Source organism: Methylosinus trichosporium OB3b (genome assembly GCF_002752655.1).
Classification (GTDB): Bacteria; Pseudomonadota; Alphaproteobacteria; order Rhizobiales; family Beijerinckiaceae; genus Methylosinus; species Methylosinus trichosporium.
The window spans coordinates 2,087,481-2,108,875 of the sequence record NZ_CP023737.1 but is presented as its reverse complement, the minus strand read 5'-3'; the positions used below and the strand labels follow the sequence as shown (position 1 = coordinate 2,108,875).

Genomic DNA, 21,395 nt, shown 5'->3' with positions numbered 1-21,395 from the left:
ATTGGATCGCATACTCTCGCATTCTTTGGTTCGAGCGAATTCTGATCGATCGAACGATTCCGTTCGATCGGAAAGCGCTCTAGCGGCGGATCATCGGCGTGCTGCGAGAAGCGAGCCTCAAAGGCTCGCTCTTCGTCGCCGTGCTCGCTCCACGCGGAACCGGCGCCGCCGAACAAAAGGGCCTCCCGGAGGGGAGTCCGGGAGGCCTCACATCCGCCGTCGCGCGAGTAGGGGCGGGGGAGCGGCGGCGGTTTTCGCGGATCCTCGGGCGGAGGACGCGAAAATCAGTTGCAGACGCGCACGCGGCGATAGCCGACGAACTGGCCCCAGTCGTCGTAGACGCGCTGTTGGACCGGATAGCAGGCGGGAGCGTAATAGTAAGGACGCGACGCGGCGGCGCCGAGCGCGAAGCCTCCGAGGAGGCCGGCGGCGACGGGGGCGCCCCATCCATAGCCGCCGCGATAGCCGCCACCCCATCCGCCGCGGCGATAGCCCCAGCCGCCGCCATATCCATAGCCGCGGCCTCCCCAGCCGGGGCCCCCCCAGCCACGACCGCCCCAGCCGGGACCCCAGCCATAGCCGCCGGCCGAGGCGGGCGTCGCGGCGCCGAGCGAACCCGCCACGATGACGCCGGCGATGGCGGCGGCGGCGAATTGTTTCAGTCGGGCGTTCATCGAGCTCTCCCCTTTACGGCGGCCCCGAGCGGGCCTCATCGAACATGAGGCGCAAATTAACCGTACGAAGCTGAACGTGGCATGGCCGTGTCGTTCATCTGCCCTTCAGCTTTCTCGGGCGGCGGCCGCGGCGTCTCGACGCGGCGAGGGCCTTCGCGTAACGAAGCGCGGCGTTCGGACGAAGGATGGATGTGACGTGGGATCGCCGAAAGAGGAGGAATGGGCCGTGCTGATGCGCGCCGCCATCGGCGGAGACGCGAACGCCTATCGCCGATTGCTCTCGTCGCTCGCGCCGGCGTTGCGCGGCCTCGCCCGGCGCGATTGCGCGCGCATCGGTCTGCCGGCCGGCGACGCCGAGGATGTCGTCCAGGAGGTTCTGCTGGCGATCCATCTGAAGCGCGACACATGGGACGTGGATCGGCCGATCGGGCCCTGGATCATGGCCATCGCCCGCAACAAGCTGATCGACGCGCGCCGGCGGCGCGGCGACAAGACGCCGTTGCCGATCGACGAATTGGCCGAGCGCCTCGTCGCCGCCGAGGCCGCGGACGACGGACTCGACAGGCAGGACCTCGACCGGATGCTCGGCGCCCTGGGCGAACGGCAGCGCGATCTCGTGCGCTCGCTCTCGGTGGAGGGACGCTCGATCCAGGAGACCGCCCTGCGGCTGGGGATGAGCGAGGGCGCCGTGCGCGTTGCGCTGCATCGGGCGATCAAGAGCCTGGCCGCGCTCTATCGGAAGGGGGAGTGATGAGAACCGAGGATCTGATCGGCGCGCTGGCGATGGATCTCGCTCCCTCGCGTCTGCGCTTCCGCCGACTCTTCGCCGGCGCGCTGCTTTGCGGCGCGCTCGTCGCCGGAGCGCTGTTCCTCGCGTTGCTCGGGCCGCGTCCCGATATCGCTCAAGCGGCCGCGAGTCTGCGCTTTCTGTTGAAATTCGCCGTCACCCTCGGCCTGCTCGCGGCTGTGGTCGGGCTGCTGCTGCGGGTCGCCGCGCCCGGCCGCGAGGCCGGAGCCTGGGCGCTCGCGCCTTTCGCCGCGCCCGTCGTTCTCGCAATGGCGGCGGCCGCAGAATTCGCGCTCTCGCGCGGGGACGAATGGCGCGGGCTTCTCTTTGGCGACAACGCCGTGTTCTGCCTGATGCTCATTCCGCTGCTGGCGCTCGGCCCGCTCGCCTTTCTGCTCTATGCGCTGCGGCGCGGCGCGCCGGCGCGGCCCGGGCTCGCCGGCGCCTTGGCCGGACTCGCCGCGGGCGCGCTGGCGGCGGCGCTCTACGCCGCCCATTGCGTCAACGACAGCCCGCTGTTCGTCGCCGCCTGGTATTCGCTGGCGATCGGCTTCGTCACGCTGCTCGGCTTCGCGCTCGGCTCGCGCCTGCTGCGATGGTGAGCGCGCGATCCTCACAGCGCGCCGATGTCGCGCTCTGCGCGCGCGGCCTGTTCGAGAGCCGCGCCAAGGCGCGCGCGGCCATAGATGCGGGCCTCGTCGAGGTCGACGGCCGCAGGATCGAGAAGGCGTCGCAGCTCGTGGCCGCCGATGCGGCGATCGCGGCGCGGGCGCCGCATCCCTTCGTCTCGCGCGGCGGCGTCAAGCTCGCCCATGCGCTCGACGCGTTCCGCGTCGATGCGAGCGCGCGCTATTGTCTCGACGTGGGGGCCTCGACCGGCGGCTTCACCGACGCGCTGCTCGCCGCGGGCGCGCGGCATGTCGTCGCCATCGACGTCGGCCATGGCCAATTGCACGAGAGGCTGCGCGCTGATCCGCGCGTCGCCTCTTTCGAGGGGCTCGACGCCCGCGCGCTGACCGCGGCGCATCTCTCCGAGCCGCCCTCGCTCATCGTCGTCGACGCGAGCTTCATTTCGCTGGCTCTGACGCTGCCCGCGGCGCTGGCGCTCGCCGCTCCGCAGGCGGATCTGTTGGCGCTGATCAAGCCGCAGTTCGAGGCCGGCAGAGCCGCGGTCAAGAAGGGCGTCGTCCGTGACGCCGCCGTCCACGCGGAGGTGTGCGCGCGCGTCGCGGCCGAGGTCGAGGCGCTCGGCTGGCGCATCTGCGGCGTCATCCCCTCGCCGATCGAGGGCGGCGACGGCAATCGCGAATTTCTTCTCCATGCGCAGCGGAGCTGAACGAATGCGCCGGCGTCTCGTCATCGAACGGCTCGGACATCGCGGCGAGGGGATCGCGCATGGAGAGGAGGGGCGCGTGTTCGTGCCCTATGCTCTGCCGGGCGAGACGGTGATCGCCGAGATTGACGGCGAGCGCGGGCGGATCGTCGACCTTCTCGATGCCTCGCCGGAGCGGATCGCGCCCTTTTGCGCGCATTTCGGCCGCTGCGGCGGCTGCGTCGCGCAGATGCTCGCGCCGCCGGCCTATGCGCGCTGGAAGCGTGGGCTCGTCGAGACGGCTCTGCGCAACGCCGGCCTTCCGCTCGAGGTCGGCGCGCTCGTCGACGCCCATGGCGCCGGGCGCCGGCGGGCGACCTTTCACGCGCGCTTCGAGCGCGGCGCGGCTCGGCTCGGCTTCATGCAGGCGCGCTCGCACGAGATCGTCGAGATCGACGCCTGCCCGCTGCTGGAGCCCGATCTGTCCCGCGCGCCCGAAATCGCCGCGGCTCTGGCGCAGGCGCTCGCCTCGCGCGCAAAACCGCTCGATGTCGCGGTCACGCTGACGACCGGCGGGCTCGATGTCGATCTTCGCGGCGCCGGCGCCTTGGAAGAGGGCGAAACGCTCGCTCTGCTGAACCTCGCCGAGAGTCTCGATCTCGCCCGCCTCGCCAATCATGGCCGGCTCGTCGCGCTGCGGCGCCCGCCCGCGACGGCGGTCGGCGAGACGCTGGTGGTTCCGCCGCCGGGCGCCTTTCTGCAGGCGACCGCTCGAGGCGAGGCCGAGATCGCGGCGCGCGTCGAGCAGGGGAGCGCCGGTGGGCGCGTGGCCGATCTCTTCTGCGGAATCGGTGTGTTCGCTCTGCGCCTCGCCGCGCGCGCGCAGGTCACGGCCGTCGACAGCGACGCCCCGGCGATCGAGGCGCTGGCCAAGGCCGCGCGCGCCGCGATGCTTCCGATCGAGGCGCGGACGCGCGATCTCTTCCGCAGTCCGCTCACGGCCGAGGAACTCGCGCGCTTCGACGCCGTGATCTTCGATCCGCCGCGCGCCGGCGCGCCGGCGCAGGCGCGCGAGATCGCCCGATCCTCCGTGCGCCGGGTGGTGGCCGTCTCCTGCGACGCCCAGAGCTTCGCGCGCGACGCGGCCAGTCTGCGAGAGGGGGCTATGAGGCGGGCGTGGTGACGCCGATCGACCAGTTTCGCCATTCGCCCCATGTGGAGATCGTCGCGACCTTCGAGCGGCGGAGCAAGCCGCCCCGCAGGCGTCTGCTGTCGCGGTAGCAAAGGAGCGAGCCTGCAGGCTCGCTCTCGGACGACCTCGAACCGATTGCGCCGCTCTCTCTAAGTATGTTCACTTATGGCGGCGCTCCGAGCACCCGCTATCTCGCTTCGCCAGTCGCAGAATATGCGGCAACGAGCGGAATTTAGATAATTTCGGGTTCGGGGGGCGATTCCCCTTGCCAGTCGCGTCCTTTCAGGCATAGCATTTGCGTCCGTGTCCAGCGTAGGGAACGAAAACTAGGTAGCTCTCGTTCGTAACTGGAAGGAGATGGTCACATGAATGCGCTTCTCGCCGCAACATTGTGCAGTATCGTCCTGGGCAGCCTTCCCGTCGCCGCAGTCGCTTATGCGCGAGTGAAGCGTTCCGACGATCGTCGTCACCGTCACAGGTGATCTCCTCCCTCGGTGGGTGATTTTCGCTGACAGCCATCTGCGAACGACCTTCCCGATCCATTCTGCTCGACCGCATTGAAGCGATCGTGGGCCATAACGGCGTCATCGCCGACCCGGCTGATATGATCGGCTATGTGACCGAGCCGCGCGACGCCTTCCACGGGCGGGCGCTCTGTGTCGTGAGGCCCGGTCGCGCCGAGGAGGTCGCCGGCGTCCTCGCCCTCTGCAATGACGCCGGCGTCGGCGTCGTTCCGCAGGGCGGCAACACCGGTCTCGTCGGCGGTCAGACGCCGGACGAGAGCGGCGAGCAGATCATCCTTTCGCTGCAGCGGCTCGATCGCATCCGCGAGGTCGATCCCGCCTCTGACGTCATGACGGTCGAGGCTGGCGTCATTCTGGCGCGGGCGCAGCAGGCCGCCGAGGAGGCAGGGCGCTATTTTCCGCTCTCGCTCGCGGCCGAGGGAAGCTGCACCATCGGCGGCAATCTCGCCGCCAACGCCGGCGGCGTCCATGTGATCGCCTATGGAACCGCGCGGGACCTCGCGCTGGGGCTCGAGGTGGCGCTCGCCGACGGGCGGCTGCTCTCCAATCTCTCCAAGCTGCGCAAGGACAATACCGGCTACGACCTCACCCGTCTGTTCATCGGCTCGGAGGGCACGCTCGGCGTCATCACCGCCGCCACCTTGAAGCTGTTCCCCTTGCCGCGCTCGCGCGCCACCGCTCTCGTCGGCCTCGCCGATCCGCAGGCCGCGCTCGCTCTGCTGACGCTCGCCAAGGCGCGCGCCGGCGCGGCGCTCGCCGCCTTCGAGGTCCTGCCGCGCATCGGCGTCGATTTCGTGCTGCGCCATCTCGCCGCGCGCGATCCGCTCGCTTCCCCGCATCGCTGGTACGCGCTCGTCGAACTGGCCTCGCCCGCAGAGAGCGGAACCGACGAGCTGCTCACCGATCTGCTCGCGGAATCGCTGGAGCAAGGCGTCGCCGAGGATGCGGCGCTCGCCGCGACGCTGGAGCAGCGGGCCGGACTCTGGCGCCTGCGCGAGACGCTGCCCGAGGCGCAAAAGCCCGAGGGCGGCTCGATCAAGCATGATGTGTCCGTGCCGATCGAGAGCATTCCGGCCTTTCTGGCGGAGGCCGAGGCGCTGATCCAGCGCCATTTCCCCGGAGCCCGGCCGGCGCCCTTCGGCCATATGGGCGACGGCAACATTCATTATAACATCTCGCAGCCGCCGGGCGCCGATCGCGCGGCCTTTCTGGCCCGACGCGACGAGATGAACGAGCTGGTGCACGGCCTCGTGCGCAAATTCGGCGGATCGGTCTCGGCCGAGCATGGCGTCGGCCGGCTGAAGCGCGATCTGTTGCGCAAGGTGAAGGACCCGGTCGCGCTCGAGGTGATGCGCGCGATCAAGCAGGCGCTCGACCCGAAAGGCGTCCTCAATCCGGGGAAGCTGCTGTAGCGCTGGATCGGCGCTTGCGGCGCTTTTGCGCCGCCGCCGGCTTCTCCGCGACGCCGCCCTCGAAGCCGACCAGAATCTCGTAATCGTCGGCGGCCTGCGGGCCGAGATAGGGAACGAGCAGCGGATCGGCGATCACCCGGAACGCGCCGCGCGTAGCGCCCGCGGCGACGGCGGCGGAGATCCGATAGGTTTTCGAATCGAGGATGTGCTCGTCCTTCTGCCGTCGCACGGCGACGCGCAGCGAGCCGGAATAGGCGCCGGGCGAGCCGGCGGGACCGAGCACAGCGGCGCCCTCGACGCCGACCTTGATCGCGATCTGGTCGCCCTGCATCGAGCATTCTCGCGCCATGTCGCCGAGCGAGAGCTGATAGCGCACAGCGGCGTTGTCGGAGCCCGGGGGAACGCGTAGCGAGGCGGCTCCCGAATCGACGAGGATCTCGGGACAGTCGACGCCGAGCGCGCCATCCGGCGGCGGCGGAGGCGGCGCGCCCGGCGCCTGCTCGCTCTTCTTGTCCCCGAACAGGCCGAAGGGGTTGGGCAGATCGAGCGCGTGCGCCGCGCCGGCAGAGAGCGCGAGGGCGGCGAGCCCTGCAAGAATGCGCTTGGCGTCCATGAAACCGTCTCTTCCTCTGGTCGGCCCGAGCGCCCGCGCTTCACGGGAGCTTGGCGAAGCCCTCCTTGAAGCCGGCGAGCGACAGCGGCAGGCCGACTCCTTCTTCAGGCGTCAGATAAATCACGAAAGTCGCCGTCTGGCCGTTCTTCAGCTGCTCGATCAGCGCGTCGTCCATCACCACCTCGGCGACGCAGCCGGAGGGCAGGCAGCGCAGGAAGCCGGTGTCGCCGATGCGCGTCTTGTCGATGGTGAGGCCGAGGCCTTTGATCAGCAGCACATTGAGCGGCGCGATGACGCGCAGCAGCCGGCTCTTGCCGTCGCTGGTCTTCAGCACGATGACGACGAGATTGATATTGGCCTTGTCCTCGGCGGCGACGCTCTGAATGAGCGCGCATTGCTCGCTCGCGGCGCCGGGCGGCGTCTCACAGCGAATCTCCCAATCGCCGAATCGCGACTTGACGGCGCCTTGCGCGGCGGCCGGCGCGCACAGCATTTGTGCGGCGCCCGCCAAAAGGACGCCCGCGACCAGATGTCGCAACCCGAGAGATCGGCGATCCGGCGCGGTTGGCCTCATTTTCGCTCCATGGCGCTCGATGTGTGTCGTTCGATGCGGAAACCACTGGCCCATAGGACTGAATCCCGGCCGAATCGGGGCGTTACGCGACGCCGCGCGATCCAACCTGCTGGGTAGCAAATGGCCAGTGCCTGTCAAGCTCGAGGGGCGTCTTCGCCGCTGCGCGGGGGGTCGGGGGACGGCGCGACTTTTTGTCAAGGCGCCTGCGGCGCCGCAGCGATTGCGTAGGAGCGCCGTTTGTGATTGAAACCGCGTCGGAACATGCGTCGAGCGCGGCTTGCGGCGGGCCGCCCGACGCGAAAAACACCGGACATCAGAATCATAACGACCTTGTTCCGAAGGTCCGAGAGGCGAAGTTCATGCTCATCGGCAGACGACATTTTATCCGCCGCGCAGCCGCAATGGCCGGCGCCTTTCTTCCTGTCCTGCTGTTCGCGGGACTGGCCTTCGCCCAGGTCGAGGGCCGGCCGACGCCGGGAGGGCTGGGCCTGCCGGCCACGGTCACCGACGTCGGCGCCGAGACGCAGTTCTTCTACAACATCATCCTGCTTCCGGTGATCAGCTTCATCGGCCTCTTCGTCTTCGGCCTGCTGATCTATGTCTGCTGGCGTTTCAACGAGAGCGCCAATCCGGTGCCGTCCAAGCTGACGCATCACACCGGGCTCGAGGTCGCCTGGACGCTGGTGCCGGTGCTGATCCTCGTCTTCATCGCGGTTCCCTCCTTCCGGCTTCTCGCCCATCAGGTCGAGATTCCCGAGGCGGCGGTGACGATCAAGGTCACCGGCAATCAGTGGTACTGGTCCTTCACCTATCCGCAGGATCAGGGCGGCGGCTTCTCCTTCGATCAGCTGATGAAGAGCGACGCCGAGCTCACGCCGGACGACATTCGGCTCCTCTCGGTCGACAATGAGGCTGTGGTGCCGGTCGGCGAGGTGGTGAAGCTGCAGGTGACCGCTGACCCGTCGGGCGTCATTCATTCCTACACCATTCCGGCCTTCACGATCCGCATCGACGCGGTGCCTGGCCGGCTCAACGAGACATGGTTCAGGGCCGACAAGGAAGGCGTCTTCTACGGCCAGTGCTCGAAGATCTGCGGCAAGGATCATGCGTTCATGCCGACCGCCATCCGCGTCGTCTCCAAGGAGAAATATGCGGAATGGCTGGTCGAGGCGAAGCAGAAGTTCGCAAAGCTCGATGACGGCCGCATGAAGGTCGCCGTCGAGACCGGAACGCGTTGATCGCAATACAACCCGCAAGAACGAACAAGCCAAGCATTCGAGGACGAAAACCATGGACGCGATCTCGACCGCCGAGGCGGGGGCTCACCACGGCCATCCGACAGGACTGCGCCGCTACCTCTTCTCGACCAATCACAAGGACATCGGCACGCTCTATCTGATCCTCGCGGTCGTCGGCGGCCTCATCGGCTTCCTGATGTCCATGGCGATCCGCGCCGAGCTCGCGCATCCCGGCATTCAGGTCTTCCCCGGCCTCGCGGCGCTTCTGCAGGGCACGGACCCGACCTCGATCGACGCCGGCAAAAATCTCTACAACGTGTTCATCACCGCCCATGGCGTGCTGATGATCTTCTTCTTCGTGATGCCGGCGCTGATGGGCGGCTTCGCCAACTGGTTCGTGCCGATCATGATCGGCGCGCCCGACATGGCCTTCCCGCGCCTCAACAACATCTCCTTCTGGCTGCTCGCCGCCGCGCTGGTGCTGCTGGTGCTGTCGGCCTTCGCGGAAGGCGCGCCGGGCAGCCTCGGCTTCGGCGGCGGCTGGGTGTTCTACCCGCCGCTATCGTCGAACACCGGCCATCCGGGACCGGCGATGGATTATGTGATCTTGTCGCTGCATCTCGCCGGCGCCTCGTCGATCCTCGGCTCGATCAACTTCATCACCACGATCTTCAACATGCGCGCGCCGGGCATGACGCTGCACAAGATGCCGCTGTTCGCCTGGGGCATGCTCGTCACCGCCTTCCTGCTGGTGCTGACCCTGCCGGTGCTCGCCGGCGCCATCACCATGCTGCTGACCGACCGCAATTTCGGCACCACCTTCTATGATCCGACCGGTGGCGGCGATCCGATCCTGTTCCAGCATCTGTTCTGGTTCTTCGGCCATCCGGAAGTCTATGTGCTGATCCTGCCGGCTTTCGGCATCATCAGCCACATCGTCTCCACCTTCTCGAAGAAGCCCGTGTTCGGCTATCTCGGAATGGCCTATGCGATGGTGTCGATCGGCTTCCTCGGCTGCATCGTGTGGGCCCACCACATGTATACGGTCGGCCTGTCGCTCAACGCTCAGCGCTATTTCGTGTTCGCCACCATGGTCATCGCGGTGCCGACCGGCATCAAGGTGTTCTCCTGGATCGCGACCATGTGGGGCGGCTCGATCTCGTTCCGCGCGCCGATGATCTGGGCGATCGGCTTCATCTTCGTGTTCACGCTCGGCGGCGTCACCGGCGTGGTGCTCGCCAACGCCAGCATCGATCGGCAGCTGCACGAGACCTATTACGTCGTCGCGCACTTCCACTACACGATGTCGCTCGGCGCGGTGTTCGGCATCTTCGCGGGCTTCTATTACTGGTTCCCGAAGATGACCGGCTACATGTATAGCGAGGCGCTGGCCAAGACCCATTTCGCCCTGCTGTTCATCGGCATCAATCTGGTGTTCTTCCCGCAGCACTTCCTCGGGCTCGCCGGCATGCCGCGCCGCTATATCGACTATCCGGACGCCTTCGCGCTGTGGAACTATTGGTCCTCGGTCGGCGCCATGATCGCCGCGATCAGCGTGCTGCTGTTCTTCTACACCGTGATCGAGGCCTTCTGGCGCAAGCGCGTCGCCGGGGCCAATCCGTGGGGCGTGGGCGCGACGACGCTCGAATGGACGCTGCCTTCGCCGCCGCCCTTCCACCAGTTCGAGGTGCTGCCCCGCATCTCCGGCTCCGGACATCAATGATCGGCGCCGTCGGACCGGGGAGCGGCGCCCCGGCCCGACGGCCCAATCGCCAGAGAGGCGAGCAGGATTGGAACGATCATGAGCGACGCTTCCTTCATCCTCGACGACAGCGCGCCGCGCGTCCCGACCGCCGCGCCGGGTGACTATTTCGCTTTGTTGAAGCCGCGGGTGATGTCGCTGGTCGTGTTCACCGCGCTCGCCGGCCTGCTGTTGGCGCCGACGCCGCCGCATCCCTTCCTCGCTTTCGCGTCTCTGCTCGCCATCGCCGTCGGCGCGGGCGCGTCCGGCGCGCTCAATATGTGGTTCGACGCCGATATCGACGCGCTGATGACGCGCACGCGGTTGCGCCCCATTCCCGCCGGGCGGCTTTCGCGCGAGGAGGCGCTGGCCTTCGGTCTCGTGCTGTCCGTCCTCGCGGTGTTGACGCTCGGGCTCGTCGCCAATTGGCTGGCCGCGGCGCTGCTCGCCTTCACTATCTTCTTCTATGTGGTCGTCTACACGATGTGGCTGAAGCGCTCGACGCCGATGAACATCGTGATCGGCGGCGCCGCTGGCGCGCTGCCGCCGATCGTCGGCTTCGCCGCCGCGACTGGCGCGGTCGATCTCTCCAGCATCGTGCTGTTCTCGATCATCTTCGTATGGACGCCGCCGCATTTCTGGGCTCTGGCTCTGGTCAAGCGCGAGGAATATGGCCGCGCCGGCATTCCCATGCTGCCCAATGTCGCCGGCGAGGACCGCACCCGGCTCGAGATTCTCGCCTATTCGCTGGCGCTCGCGCCGATCGGCGTCGCGCCTTATCTCTTGGGCTTCGCCTCGCCGATCTATGGCGCCGCCTCCCTCCTGCTCGGCGCGGCGCTGGTCGTCGGTGCCATTCAAGTGTTCCGTCTGCGCAGCGGCGAGGCCGCGCGGCGCGCGGCGATGCGCCTGTTCTTTTTTTCGATCCTCTATCTGTTCCTGCTGTTCATGGTTCTGGTGATCGAGCGGCTCGTTCATCTTTCGCCCTTGTTCTCCTGAGCGGAAACAAATCGAGAGGATGTGAGATCATGGAGCGAGGCCCGAACAACGGCGCGAGAGAGGCGGAGGGCATCGTGCTCACGCCGGAGCAGGCGAAGAGCCGACGCGCGCGCAACATAGCGATCGGCGTCGCCGTGGCGCTGTTCGTCGCGCTGTTTTATTTCGTCACCATCGTGAAGCTCGGCGGCAATGTCGTGCCGAGGAGCTTGTGACGATGAGCGAGAACCTTCCGCAGGACGGCGAGAAAGGGGCCTCGCGCCACGGGCGCTCGGCCGGTGCGCTGGTGCTCGGCTCGCTGGTCATGCTGGCGCTGAGCTTCGCCTCGGTTCCGCTCTATCGCGCCTTTTGCGCGGCGACCGGTTTCGGCGGCACGACGCAGGTGGCCAAAGTCGCGCCGATGAAGGCCGGCGAACGCCGGCTGGCGGTGCGCTTCGACTCCAATGTCGCTCGCGATCTGCCTTGGAGCTTCGCTCCGGAGACGAGCCGCATCGTGGCGCGCACCGGCGAGACCACCACGGTCTATTATAAGGTCGTCAACCTCTCCGACCATGAGACCACCGGCGTCGCGGCCTATAATGTCAGCCCGGATCAGGCCGGCGCTTACTTCAACAAGCTGGCCTGCTTCTGCTTTTCCGAGCAGAAGCTCGGTCCGCACGAGGCCGCCGAATGGCCGGTGGTGTTCTTCCTCGATCCGGCGCTCGAATCCGATGAGACGATGGATCGGGTCGAGGAGGTCACGCTCTCCTACACATTCTTCCCTTCCAAGGCCGCGCCCAAAGCGGCGAGCGCCGCGGGAGCGAGGCCGAGGTCTTGATTGCGCGAGAATAAGCGACGGCGCGCTGGCGGTGAGGCGCGACCATCGCTCGAAGGAGCCTCAAGTCAACGAGAGCCGGCCGTCAGGCCGGTCCACTGTCAAGGAACTGAACATGGCGGACGGACACGCGAAACCACAGCACGATTATCATCTCGTCGATCCGAGCCCCTGGCCGCTCGTCGGCTCCCTCGCCGCTCTCGCCACCGCCATCGGCGCCATTCATTGGATGAAGGGCCTGCCGATCTTCGGTCTTTCCTTCGGCGCGCCGGCGCTGTTCTCGGCCGGCTTCGCCGGCGTGCTCTTCACCATGTGGTCCTGGTGGAGCGACATCATCCGGGAGGCCGAGCACGAGGGCCATCACACGCCGGTCGTGCAATTGCATCACCGCTATGGCGTGATCCTGTTCATCCTCTCCGAGGTGATGTTCTTCGTCGCCTGGTTCTGGGCTTTCTTCAACTCGGCGATCTTCCCCGCCGACGCCGTGCAGGCGACGCGCGCCGAGCTGTTCCAGGGCGTGTGGCCGCCGCATGGGATCGAGGTGCTGAGCCCCTGGCATCTGCCGCTGCTCAACACGGTGCTGCTCCTCACCTCGGGCGCGACCCTCACCTGGGCGCATCACGCCCTGCTGCACAATGATCGCGACACGCTGAAAAAGGGCCTCATCGCGACGATCGCGCTCGGCCTCACCTTCACCTGCGTGCAGGCCTATGAATACGCCCATGCGCCCTTCGCCTTCAAAGGCTCGGTCTATGGCGCGACCTTCTTCATGGCGACCGGCTTCCACGGCTTCCATGTGATCGTCGGCACGATCTTCCTGCTCGTCTGCCTCGCGCGCACCTACGCCGGCCAGTTCAAACCCGAGCAGCATCTCGGATTCGAGTTTGCTGCGTGGTATTGGCATTTCGTCGACGTCGTCTGGCTGTTCCTGTTCGCCTCTATCTACGTTTGGGGCAATTGGGGCGGAGCGATGGAATAGGCCGGGCGCGTCAGCCGCTGTCTTTTCCGAAGCGCCGGCCGCTATCGCCGGCGCTTCTTTCATTTTCGGCGTCGCGCCTCGACAGCGACGGAGAGGAAATCATGTCCGCCGAACCCGAGCATCTCCCGTCTCCTTATGTGACCGGCCTTCTCGGCCGTTGTCCCCGCTGCGGCAAAGGCAGCCTGTTCAGCGGCTTCCTGACGCTCGCGCCGACCTGCGACGTCTGTGGTCTCGATCTGACCTTCGCCGATGCGGGCGATGGACCGGCGGTCTTCGTGATGACCCTCGCCGGCTTCATCGTGGTCGGCGCGGCGCTCTATGTCGAGGTCGCCTATTCGCCGCCCTATTGGATGCATTTCGCGATCTTCCTGCCTTTGACCATCCTCGTCTGCGCCGGCTTGCTGCGGCCGACCAAGGGGCTGCTGATCACGCTGCAATACGCCAACAAGGCGGAGGAGGGCCGGCGGGCCGATGAGGGCTGAGGCGCGCGCGCTCGCGGGTTCGGGGGTGCTCGGCCCGGCGATCTTCACGGCGCTGATGGTCGCGCTTCTGACGACGCTGGGCGTCTGGCAGCTGCGCCGCCTCGCCTGGAAGGAGGCGCTGATCGACCGCGTCGAGACGCGCGCCCATGCGACGCCGGTCGATCTGCCGCCGCGCGCGGATTGGCGGTCGATGCGTCCCGACGACTATGACTTCCTTCATGCGCGCGCGCGCGGCCGTTTCGATCTCGCGCGCGAGGCGCTGATTTTCTCGCCGCCGCCGCAAGGCGCCGGCGTCGAGCCCGGCTATCGCGTCTTCGCGCCTTTCGCGCTCGACGACGGCGGGATCGTGCTCGTCGACCGCGGCTTCCTGTCGATCTCGCAGCGCGCGAGCGACGCGCGACGACGTGAGCCGGCCGGGCGAATGACGATCGTCGGCGTGCTGCGCCGCCCGCAGGCGAAAAATTTGTTCACACCCGCGGATGATCCGGCGTCGGGCCTGTTCTACACCAGCGACGCATCCGCTATCGCCGCCGCTCTCGGGCTTGAAGACGTGGCGCCCTTCACGCTGGAGCTCGATTCGGACGCCAGCCCGACCCCGGCGTCCGATCAGCTGCCGCGCCCGTTCGGCGTCAATGTCGAGCTGGTGAACAATCACCTGTCCTACGCAGTCACCTGGTTCGGCCTCGCCGCCGCCACCCTCGGCGGTTTCATCTTCTACGCGTGGAGCCGCCTTCGCCGTTCATGACGGCCCGCAGCCGGCGCAGCAGAGCGCCGATCGGTTGGTTTTCATTTGACATGCGGTTGTCGACAACAGCATAGCTTACGCTTTGGCGAAGTCGGAGCCGTCTTCCCTCGATTGCAGGAGCGCATAGATGCAGGGTTTTTTCGCTTTGGGCTCGGCCGCGCTCGCGACTCTTTTGCTCGCAGCGGTCCCGGCCGCGGCCGTGACTGTGACCGAGACGACGGCCGCCGGCCTGGCGGTCTATCGATACAGCTGGACCGACTCGAAGGGGCGTCCGCGCAATGTGTCGCTGAAGAAGGAAGGATCGGGCAATCCGGGCCATGGCGGTTACGCGGTCGCGGCGTCTTATCAATATCTAGATGGAGGGGTGTGGAAGACGAAGGCCGTCAAGCCGAGCGACGTCAATGATGGTTTCGGCTATTTCGTTTCCCACGAGCGCGAGCGTCTCTTCACGGACGGCGAGCGCGCCACGATCGCGCGCAAGATCTTCCATGTGGACGACTCTCCGCTCGGCAAGAACTTTGCGGTCGCCACCGCGACCTATGCGCCGGCGAGCAATCTGAAGATCATTCGCTTCAGCCTCGTCTATCCCCACTACGGCACGATCGCGGCGAATGGAATCGATCTGGAAACCGGCGACGACGCCCCGCCGCTCGGCGCATCCTCGGCTCTTTTCGTGAAATACAGCCTGCCTGTTCGCATCTGGTGGTATTTCAAGGACGGCGCGGATTACCCACGCATTCGGACGCAGGTGAGTCTCGCCTCGCTGCCAGGGCCCGACCGGGTGAGCTTCGACCTGCGCGGCCCTTATGGAAAGCTCGATTTCGACGGAGGCGCCAATTCGATCACTCAGGTTCGCTGGGGCGATGATTTTCACTTTGTCTCGACGACCATGCCTTTGACCCGAAATTCCGCCTGGACTTGGAACGTCATTAATCACGACAATCGCTATACGTCGCTGATCGCCGGAGGTTTCGAGATGGGCCTCGTCAATCTGGGCGGCACGAAGCTCAACGACGGTTACGCGGACGGCCGGGGCAGGACATCGAGCGTTTATTTCAACGGAAAGGGTTGTCCCTACGAGCCGCAGCTCATTCCCTGCGACTATGAATGGCCCTATCAATCGGCGCAGTACGAGCTGCCCTATGACAATCGTAACGGCGTGACCACATCGGAGAAGATCGCCTGGGGCTCGACGCCATTTTTCGGGACCAGCCTGACGAGCACCTATGACGGCCGCGCGTCGCATCCGTTCGATGGCTTCCCTGCGAACAAGGCGATCACCTACGACCTCTGTCTCGTGCTCGGGCGGACGATCGACGGGGGGACGACGCGGGCCGCAGCGCGCGATGTGCGGCTGGGCAATGGCCACTGCGCGGCAACGGCTCCGTAGCGCCCCGCGGGACAGAGCGAGGGGCTTTTCGCGGCTCAACTCCGCGGGTAGAAGAAGAGCTGTGCGCTACATTTCCACCCGCGGCGACGCCCCCGAGCTCGCCTTCGAAGACGTCCTCCTCGCCGGCCTCGCCGCCGATGGCGGGCTCTACACCCCCGTCGCCTATCCGCGCCTCGAGCGTGAGGCGATCGCGGCGCTCGCCGGCCTGCCCTTCGCGCAGGCGAGCGCCAACATCATCGCGCCCTTCGTCGGCGAGGCTTTTTCCGGCTCGGCGCTCGGCGAATTGACACGCGGCGCCTATGCGGGCTTCCGCCACGCCGCAGTCGCGCCGCTCACGCAGATCGACGACAATCTCTTCGTGCTGGAGCTGTTCCACGGGCCGACGCTCGCCTTCAAAGATGTGGCGATGCAGCTGCTCGGACGCATGATGAACGAGGCGCTGGCGCGGCGCGGCTTGCGCGCCACCATCGTCGGCGCCACCTCGGGCGATACGGGCGCGGCGGCGATCGAGGCCTTCCGCGGGCTCGACCGCGTCGATGTGTTCATTCTCTATCCGCATGAGCGCGTGTCCAATGTGCAGCGCCGGCAGATGACCACCATCGCCGACGACAACATCCACACGATTGCGCTCACCGGCTCCTTCGATGACGCGCAGGCCATTCTGAAAGCGCTGTTCCGCGACCAGCGCTTTCGCGAGGAGGTCGGCCTCGCCGGGGTCAACTCCATCAATTGGGCGCGCGTCGTCGCGCAGACGGTCTATTATTTCACCAGCGCCGTGGCGCTCGGCGGGCCGCTGCGCGCGGCGAGCTTCGCTGTGCCCACGGGCAATTTCGGCGATATTCTCGCCGGCTTCGTCGCCAAGCGCATGGGGCTGCCGATCGACCGGCTGCTCATCGCCACCAACGCCAATGACATTCTCGCCCGCGTTCTCGCGAGCGGCGCCTATGAGCTGCGCGCGGTCACGCCGACCCTGTCGCCGTCGATGGACATTCAGATCTCGTCCAATTTCGAGCGCCTGCTGTTCGACATGCTCGGCCGCGATCCGGCGCAGATCCGCGCGCTGATGGGCTCGCTCGATCAATCGCGGCGCTTTTCGCTCGCGCCCGAGACGCTCGCCGCCATTCGCGCCGAATTCGACGCCTGCTCCAGCAATGACGAGGAGACGACGGCCGAGATCGTCCGCACCTTCCGCGCTTCGGGCTATGTGCTCGACCCGCATGGCGCGACCGGCGTGCGCGCCGCGCGCCGCCGCCTCGCCGAGGATCCGGCGACGCCGGTGGTCGCGCTGGCGACGGCGCATCCGGCCAAATTTCCCGATGCGATCGAGGCGGCGATCGGGCGCCGGCCGCCGCTGCCCGAGCATCTCGCGCCGATCCTCGAGGCGCGCGAGCGATTCTCCGTGCTGGACAATGATGTGGCGACGGTCGCCGCCTTCATCCGCGCGCGCGCCCGCGCCGCGCGTGGGACCGCGTGAGGGCGCCATGGCTCTGTTCGGCCTCGTCTCCTATTATCGCGATCTGCCGATCCGCGGCGACGGCGTCTATCTGCGCATGTCCGACATGCGCGACTATGCCGCCTGGGCGGCGTTGCGCGAGCGCAGCCGCGCCTTTCTCACGCCCTGGGAGCCGACCTGGCCGGCCGATGATCTGACCCGCGCCAGCTTTCGCTATCGCGTGCGCCGCCACGCCGAGGAGATGGCGCGCGACGACGCCTATTCCTATTTCGTGTTCCGCGCCGCCGACGATGAGCTGGTCGGCGGGCTGACGCTCGGCCATGTGCGGCGCGGGGTCTCGCAGGCGGCGACGCTCGGCTATTGGATGGGCGAGCCCTATGCCGGCAAGGGTTATATGTCCCGCGCGGTGCGGGCCGCGCTCGACTACGCTTTCACGCGCCAGCGCTTGCATCGCATCGAGGCCGCCTGCCTGCCCACCAACGCGCCCTCGATCCGCCTGCTGGAGCGCAACGGCTTCAAGCAGGAGGGGTTTGCGCGCGCCTATCTGAACATCAATGGGCAATGGCGCGACCATCTGCTGTTCGCGCGTCTCGACAGCGATTCCCTGCCGCCGGGTCGTCCCGGCGCAGGCTGACCGGCGCCGTCTCGAATCCGCACGGCGCCGCTCGAGCGGGGCCCGCTGCGTCATTAGCCGACTCTCGACGCGCGCTCCTTCTCCCACTCGTGGGAGAAGATGGCCCCGCGAAGCGGGGTCGGATGAGGGCGCCGGCAGTTTCTCTGAATCTTGCAGCTCTGTTTCTTGAATTCGAAGCAGTTTTTGAATTCGAAGTCGTTTTTCAGTGAGGGCCCTCATCCGACCCTCGCGAAGGCGAGGGCCACCTTCTCCCGCCCTGCGGGAGAAGGGTGCGCCCATTTCTGCGACGCGACTCGTTTCTTCCGCGCGTCTGGCGCGATTCTTTCAGCCGACCCTGCAAGTCACGGGTGCGCGTCCCGCAACAGGACGCGCCAGCGTAGCAAGGGTCGCGTGCATGGAGTCGAAGGATCGAGGGCGTCCGTTCGGGGCGGTGGAGACCATCATGGTCGGCGGCGCGCAGGTGGCGCGTCTCGACCTCGAGCAGACGGCCCGGCTGATGATCGAGACCGCGCGCGGGCCGGCGCCGGAGGGCGCGCCGCTGTTCCTGACCTCGGTCAATGGCGAGGCGCTGGCGCGCCGCGACGCCGATCCCGATTTCGCCGCGCTGATCGACGGCGCCGATCTCGTCAACGCCGACGGCCAGCCGCTGGTGGTCGCCTCGCGGCTGCTGGCGCGCAACGCGCTTCCGGAGCGCGTCGCGACGACCGATCTCTATCCGCTCGTCGCCGGCAAGGCCGAGGGGGAGGGCGTCAGCTTCTATCTGCTCGGCGCCAGCGAGGAGTCCAATCGCGGGACCTTTCAAGCGACGAAGCGGCGTTTCCCGCGGCTCGACATTCGCGGTCGCTGCCATGGCTTTCTGACCGGAGCGGCGCTCGAGCGCAAGGTCGAGGAGATCGACGCGCTCGCGCCCGACATTCTGTGGCTGGCGCTCGGCGTGCCGCGCGAGCAGGAATTCGTGCGCCATTGGCGTCATCGCCTTCGCAACGTCAAAATGATCAAGACATCTGGCGGCCTGTTCGACTTCATGGCCGGGGCCAAGAAGCGGGCGCCGCTGTGGATGCAGCAGGCGGGGCTCGAATGGGCGTTTCGTCTGGCGCTGGAGCCGCGCCGCCTGCTGCGCCGCTATGCGACGACCAATCCCGTCGCGCTGATGCTGCTGATGCGCCATACGCGCTGAGGCGCAAGAGTTTCCGCCCGGCTGCGTCCGAGGCGGGAGACCAGGGCCGACAAAGTACCGCGTATCGGCTTTGGGTCCCCGGCGCGCGTCTCCGCTCGCGCCGGGGACGGCCCTGAGCGCCGCCCCGGCGCACGCTTGACTCGGCCACAGTCTCGCCTATGACTCCCCCTCGATGGTTCCCCATGTGGGATTGAATGGGAATGCGGTGAGCGTCGGCGGCGGCGCGATTCCGCGGCTGCCCCCGCAACTGTGAGCGGATAGCCGAAGACCGAAAGCCACTGGCGCGCAAGCTCCGGGAAGGCGGTCCGACCGGCGATGACCCGCGAGCCAGGAGACCTGCCATCATTCGTGGTCACGCGCGAGAGCGTCGGGCGGGGTGCACCGATGCGGCCGAGATCCGTTCGACGAACGGGTCGAGACCTTCGCAGTGACGGCCCACGTCCGCTGCGAGGCGATTGTCATGTCTTTTCCACTTTCGAGGTCCGCCGTTCTCGGCGCGCCGCTCTTCTCCGCGTCCCTGCTCGTCATCCTTCCCGCTCTCTCTTTCGCCCAGGAGGCGCTGCCGAGCCTAGAGATCGGCGCCGCCACCGTCGTCTCCGCCGATCGCGTCGAGGAGCCGGCGTCGCGCGCGGCCTCCGCCATCACCGTCGTTTCGGGCAAGGAGGTCGAGAAGCGCGGCGCGACGGGCCTGCTCGAGGTTCTGCGCGGAACGCCCGGCCTCGATCTCTATTCCTCCGGCGGCGTCGGCACGCAGAGCTTCGTCTATCTGCGTGGCGCGACGCCCGGCCAGACGCTCGTGCTCATCGACGGCGTGCGCATCGGCGATCCGTCCTCGACCGACGGCTCGGTCGATTTCGGCGCGCTCGTCGCCACCGATATCGAGAGGATCGAGGTGCTGCGCGGGCCGCAATCGGCGCTCTATGGCTCCAACGCCATGGGCGGCGTCATCGACATCATCACCCGCAAGGGCGAAGGCAAGCTCAAGGGCTCCGTCACTTTCGAAGGCGGCTCCTATGGAACGATTCACACGCGCGCCAGCGTTTCGGGCAGCGAGGGCGCGCTCTGGTACGCCTTCGCCGTCGACGCGCTGCATGTTGATGGATTTCCGCGTTATGGCTATCGCATCACGCGGCCGCTCACCATCGGCGACGGGGTGACGCCGCTGCCGGCCGCGCCCTCCGACAGTCCGACCAACAAGGGCGGCGCCAGCGCGCGGCTCGGCTATCGCATCTCCGAGGATCTGTCGGTCGAGGCTTCTTTCATCGGTTATGACAATTCGATCCGCTTCGCCAATACATTCGCCTTCACGCCGGCGGATGTGTTCGACAATGAGAACCATTCGCATTCGTCCTTCGGACAGGGCCATGTGCGTATCGACGCCGATCTCTTCGAGCGCCGGCTGCATAATCGGCTCGTGCTGTTCGGCAATGTGATCGATCGCGACATCTGGCAGACCAGCGCCTGCTTCGATGCGAGCTTTTCCTCCTTCGATTGCCGAACGGGAATGCGCGGCGCGCGCCGCGGGCTCGAATATCAGGGCGATCTGAAGCTCGACGCTCTGGGGCTGCTCACATTCGGCGCGCGACTCCAGACCGAGACGGTGCATACTTCGCAGGATCCGGCGCCGGTGGGGAGCTTCACGCCGATCGACGCCGCGCAGACGACTCATTCGGGCTTCGCCCAGCACAAGTTCACTGTGTTCGATCGTCTCGATCTCTCCTATGGCGGCCGTATCGACGCCGTCGCCGGCAATCACACATTCGGCACATGGCGTACGACCGCCGCCTATCGTCTCGAGGAAACCGGAACGAAATTCAAGGCCAGCGCCGGAACCGGCGCGCGCATCGCCTCGCTCTATCAGCTCTTCAGCCAATATGGCGATCCGCGCCTGCAGCCGGAGACGAGCCTCGGATATGATTTCGGATTCGACCAGACGCTCTTCGAGGATCGTGTGTTCACGTCGCTGAGCCTGTTCGAGAATGATTTTCGCCAGCTCATCGACTATGGCTCGGCGCCGACCTGCACGGCGACGCAAGTGTACGGCTGCTATTACAATGTCGGCAAGGCGAAGACGCGCGGAATCGAATTTTCCGGCGAGGCCGCGCTCGTGCCGAACGAATGGCGCCTGAAGGCGAGCTACACGCATCTCGTCGCGCAAGATCTCGTCAAGAATGTCGGCCTGTTTCGGCGCCCGCGCGACAAGGGCATGGCCGCGCTCGTCTATTCGGGCTTTCCCGGCCTCGAGCTCGAGGCGCGGCTCAATGTCGTCGGTCCTCGCATCGACAACGATTTGATCAACTCGCGGCGCGTGACGCTGTCGAGCTATGCGCGGCTCGATCTCTTCGCCGATTACAAGGTGAACGAGCTCTTGTCCGTCTTTGCGCGCATCGAAAACCTCAATGATGCGCGTTATGAGGAAATCTATAATTACGGAACCGCCGGACGCTCCGCCTATGGCGGAATCAGGATGAAATGGTGAGGGTGCTCCGACATGACGCGAGTGCGTCATTGTGAGCGCAGCGAAGCAATCCAGGGCCACGGGGCGGGCTCTGGATTGCTTCGTCGCTGTGCTCCTCGCAATGAGGCCCCGACGTGTGATTCAGCTGATTTGACGAGGGTGAAAGAGCGAGCCTTCAGGCTCGCTCTCGACGCCGATGAATT

20 protein-coding genes, 1 pseudogene and 1 riboswitch are annotated in these 21,395 nt (G+C 66.8%); of the genes and pseudogenes, 18 read left to right on the top strand and 3 right to left on the bottom strand.

Features of this window, described 5'->3' with window-relative positions:
* Positions 1-284 precede the first annotated feature (284 nt).
* Positions 285-674, bottom strand: coding sequence for a hypothetical protein (locus CQW49_RS10110; protein ID WP_003613506.1), 390 nt, complete (start codon positions 672-674; stop codon positions 285-287).
* 232 nt (positions 675-906) lie between these two features.
* Between CQW49_RS10110 and CQW49_RS10105 the strand changes: the two genes are divergently transcribed.
* From CQW49_RS10105 to CQW49_RS10085, 5 genes and pseudogenes are all read left to right on the top strand, one after another.
* Entirely contained in the window at positions 907-1,425 is a 519-nt protein-coding gene (locus tag CQW49_RS10105) for a sigma-70 family RNA polymerase sigma factor (protein WP_051418903.1), read from the top strand.
* Positions 1,425-2,063, top strand: a complete 639-nt coding sequence (locus CQW49_RS10100; RefSeq protein ID WP_024749792.1) for an NrsF family protein — start codon at positions 1,425-1,427, stop codon at positions 2,061-2,063. The genes CQW49_RS10105 and CQW49_RS10100 overlap by 1 nt, the downstream gene beginning before the upstream one ends.
* Complete coding sequence (locus tag CQW49_RS10095; protein ID WP_003614085.1) at positions 2,057-2,797, top strand: TlyA family RNA methyltransferase; 741 nt, start codon at positions 2,057-2,059, stop codon at positions 2,795-2,797. Before CQW49_RS10100 ends, CQW49_RS10095 begins: the two co-directional genes overlap by 7 nt.
* 4 nt (positions 2,798-2,801) lie before the next feature.
* A pseudogene (locus CQW49_RS10090) lies at positions 2,802-4,054 on the top strand (class I SAM-dependent RNA methyltransferase).
* A gap of 479 nt (positions 4,055-4,533) precedes the next feature.
* On the top strand, positions 4,534-5,901 hold the full coding sequence (locus CQW49_RS10085) for an FAD-binding oxidoreductase (RefSeq protein ID WP_003614089.1): 1,368 nt from the start codon (positions 4,534-4,536) through the stop codon (positions 5,899-5,901).
* On the opposite strand, the gene CQW49_RS10080 is transcribed toward CQW49_RS10085, so the two are convergent.
* Both CQW49_RS10080 and CQW49_RS10075 read right to left on the bottom strand, forming a co-directional pair.
* Positions 5,879-6,514 carry a hypothetical protein gene (locus CQW49_RS10080; RefSeq protein WP_003614092.1) on the bottom strand — a complete coding sequence of 212 codons (636 nt, stop codon included), beginning with the start codon at positions 6,512-6,514 and terminating at the stop codon, positions 5,879-5,881. The genes CQW49_RS10085 and CQW49_RS10080 overlap by 23 nt on opposite strands.
* Before the next feature lie 40 nt (positions 6,515-6,554).
* On the bottom strand, positions 6,555-7,088 hold the full coding sequence (locus CQW49_RS10075) for an invasion associated locus B family protein (RefSeq protein WP_003614094.1): 534 nt from the start codon (positions 7,086-7,088) through the stop codon (positions 6,555-6,557).
* A 359-nt stretch (positions 7,089-7,447) separates the two neighbouring features.
* Here CQW49_RS10075 and coxB point away from each other — a divergent pair, with 359 nt between their 5' ends.
* The 13 genes from coxB to CQW49_RS10010 all read left to right on the top strand — a co-directional run bounded on the left by coxB (position 7,448) and on the right by CQW49_RS10010 (position 21,213).
* Positions 7,448-8,326, top strand: coding sequence for a cytochrome c oxidase subunit II (gene coxB, locus CQW49_RS10070; protein ID WP_003614095.1), 879 nt, complete (start codon positions 7,448-7,450; stop codon positions 8,324-8,326).
* Between the two features lie 52 nt (positions 8,327-8,378).
* Positions 8,379-10,049 (top strand): cytochrome c oxidase subunit I, encoded by a 1,671-nt coding sequence (ctaD, locus tag CQW49_RS10065; RefSeq protein WP_003614097.1) that lies wholly within the window; start codon positions 8,379-8,381, stop codon positions 10,047-10,049.
* Between the two features lie 78 nt (positions 10,050-10,127).
* Positions 10,128-11,063, top strand: a complete 936-nt coding sequence (locus CQW49_RS10060) for a heme o synthase (protein WP_003614099.1) — start codon at positions 10,128-10,130, stop codon at positions 11,061-11,063.
* A gap of 29 nt (positions 11,064-11,092) precedes the next feature.
* On the top strand, positions 11,093-11,275 hold the full coding sequence (locus tag CQW49_RS10055; protein WP_003614102.1) for a hypothetical protein: 183 nt from the start codon (positions 11,093-11,095) through the stop codon (positions 11,273-11,275).
* A 2-nt stretch (positions 11,276-11,277) separates the two neighbouring features.
* The gene (locus tag CQW49_RS10050; RefSeq protein WP_003614104.1) at positions 11,278-11,877 is read left to right on the top strand and encodes a cytochrome c oxidase assembly protein; all 600 of its coding nucleotides are present in this window, start codon (positions 11,278-11,280) and stop codon (positions 11,875-11,877) included.
* Between the two features lie 112 nt (positions 11,878-11,989).
* The gene (locus tag CQW49_RS10045) at positions 11,990-12,853 is read left to right on the top strand and encodes a cytochrome c oxidase subunit 3 (protein WP_003614105.1); all 864 of its coding nucleotides are present in this window, start codon (positions 11,990-11,992) and stop codon (positions 12,851-12,853) included.
* 101 nt (positions 12,854-12,954) lie between these two features.
* Positions 12,955-13,335, top strand: a complete 381-nt coding sequence (locus CQW49_RS10040; protein ID WP_003614106.1) for a DUF983 domain-containing protein — start codon at positions 12,955-12,957, stop codon at positions 13,333-13,335.
* Positions 13,325-14,080, top strand: a complete 756-nt coding sequence (locus CQW49_RS10035; protein ID WP_065083575.1) for an SURF1 family protein — start codon at positions 13,325-13,327, stop codon at positions 14,078-14,080. Before CQW49_RS10040 ends, CQW49_RS10035 begins: the two co-directional genes overlap by 11 nt.
* Positions 14,081-14,207: 127 nt before the next feature.
* The gene (locus CQW49_RS10030; protein WP_003614108.1) at positions 14,208-15,470 is read left to right on the top strand and encodes a hypothetical protein; all 1,263 of its coding nucleotides are present in this window, start codon (positions 14,208-14,210) and stop codon (positions 15,468-15,470) included.
* 61 nt (positions 15,471-15,531) lie between these two features.
* Complete coding sequence (thrC, locus tag CQW49_RS10025; protein ID WP_003614109.1) at positions 15,532-16,944, top strand: threonine synthase; 1,413 nt, start codon at positions 15,532-15,534, stop codon at positions 16,942-16,944.
* 7 nt (positions 16,945-16,951) lie between these two features.
* Entirely contained in the window at positions 16,952-17,557 is a 606-nt protein-coding gene (locus CQW49_RS10020; RefSeq protein ID WP_003614110.1) for a GNAT family N-acetyltransferase, read from the top strand.
* Between the two features lie 394 nt (positions 17,558-17,951).
* Positions 17,952-18,734, top strand: a complete 783-nt coding sequence (locus tag CQW49_RS10015; protein ID WP_003614111.1) for a WecB/TagA/CpsF family glycosyltransferase — start codon at positions 17,952-17,954, stop codon at positions 18,732-18,734.
* 156 nt (positions 18,735-18,890) lie between these two features.
* Positions 18,891-19,092: riboswitch (cobalamin riboswitch) on the top strand.
* Positions 19,093-19,194: 102 nt separating this feature from the next.
* Positions 19,195-21,213 (top strand): TonB-dependent receptor plug domain-containing protein, encoded by a 2,019-nt coding sequence (locus CQW49_RS10010; RefSeq protein WP_003614113.1) that lies wholly within the window; start codon positions 19,195-19,197, stop codon positions 21,211-21,213.
* The last annotated feature ends 182 nt before the right edge of the window (positions 21,214-21,395 follow it).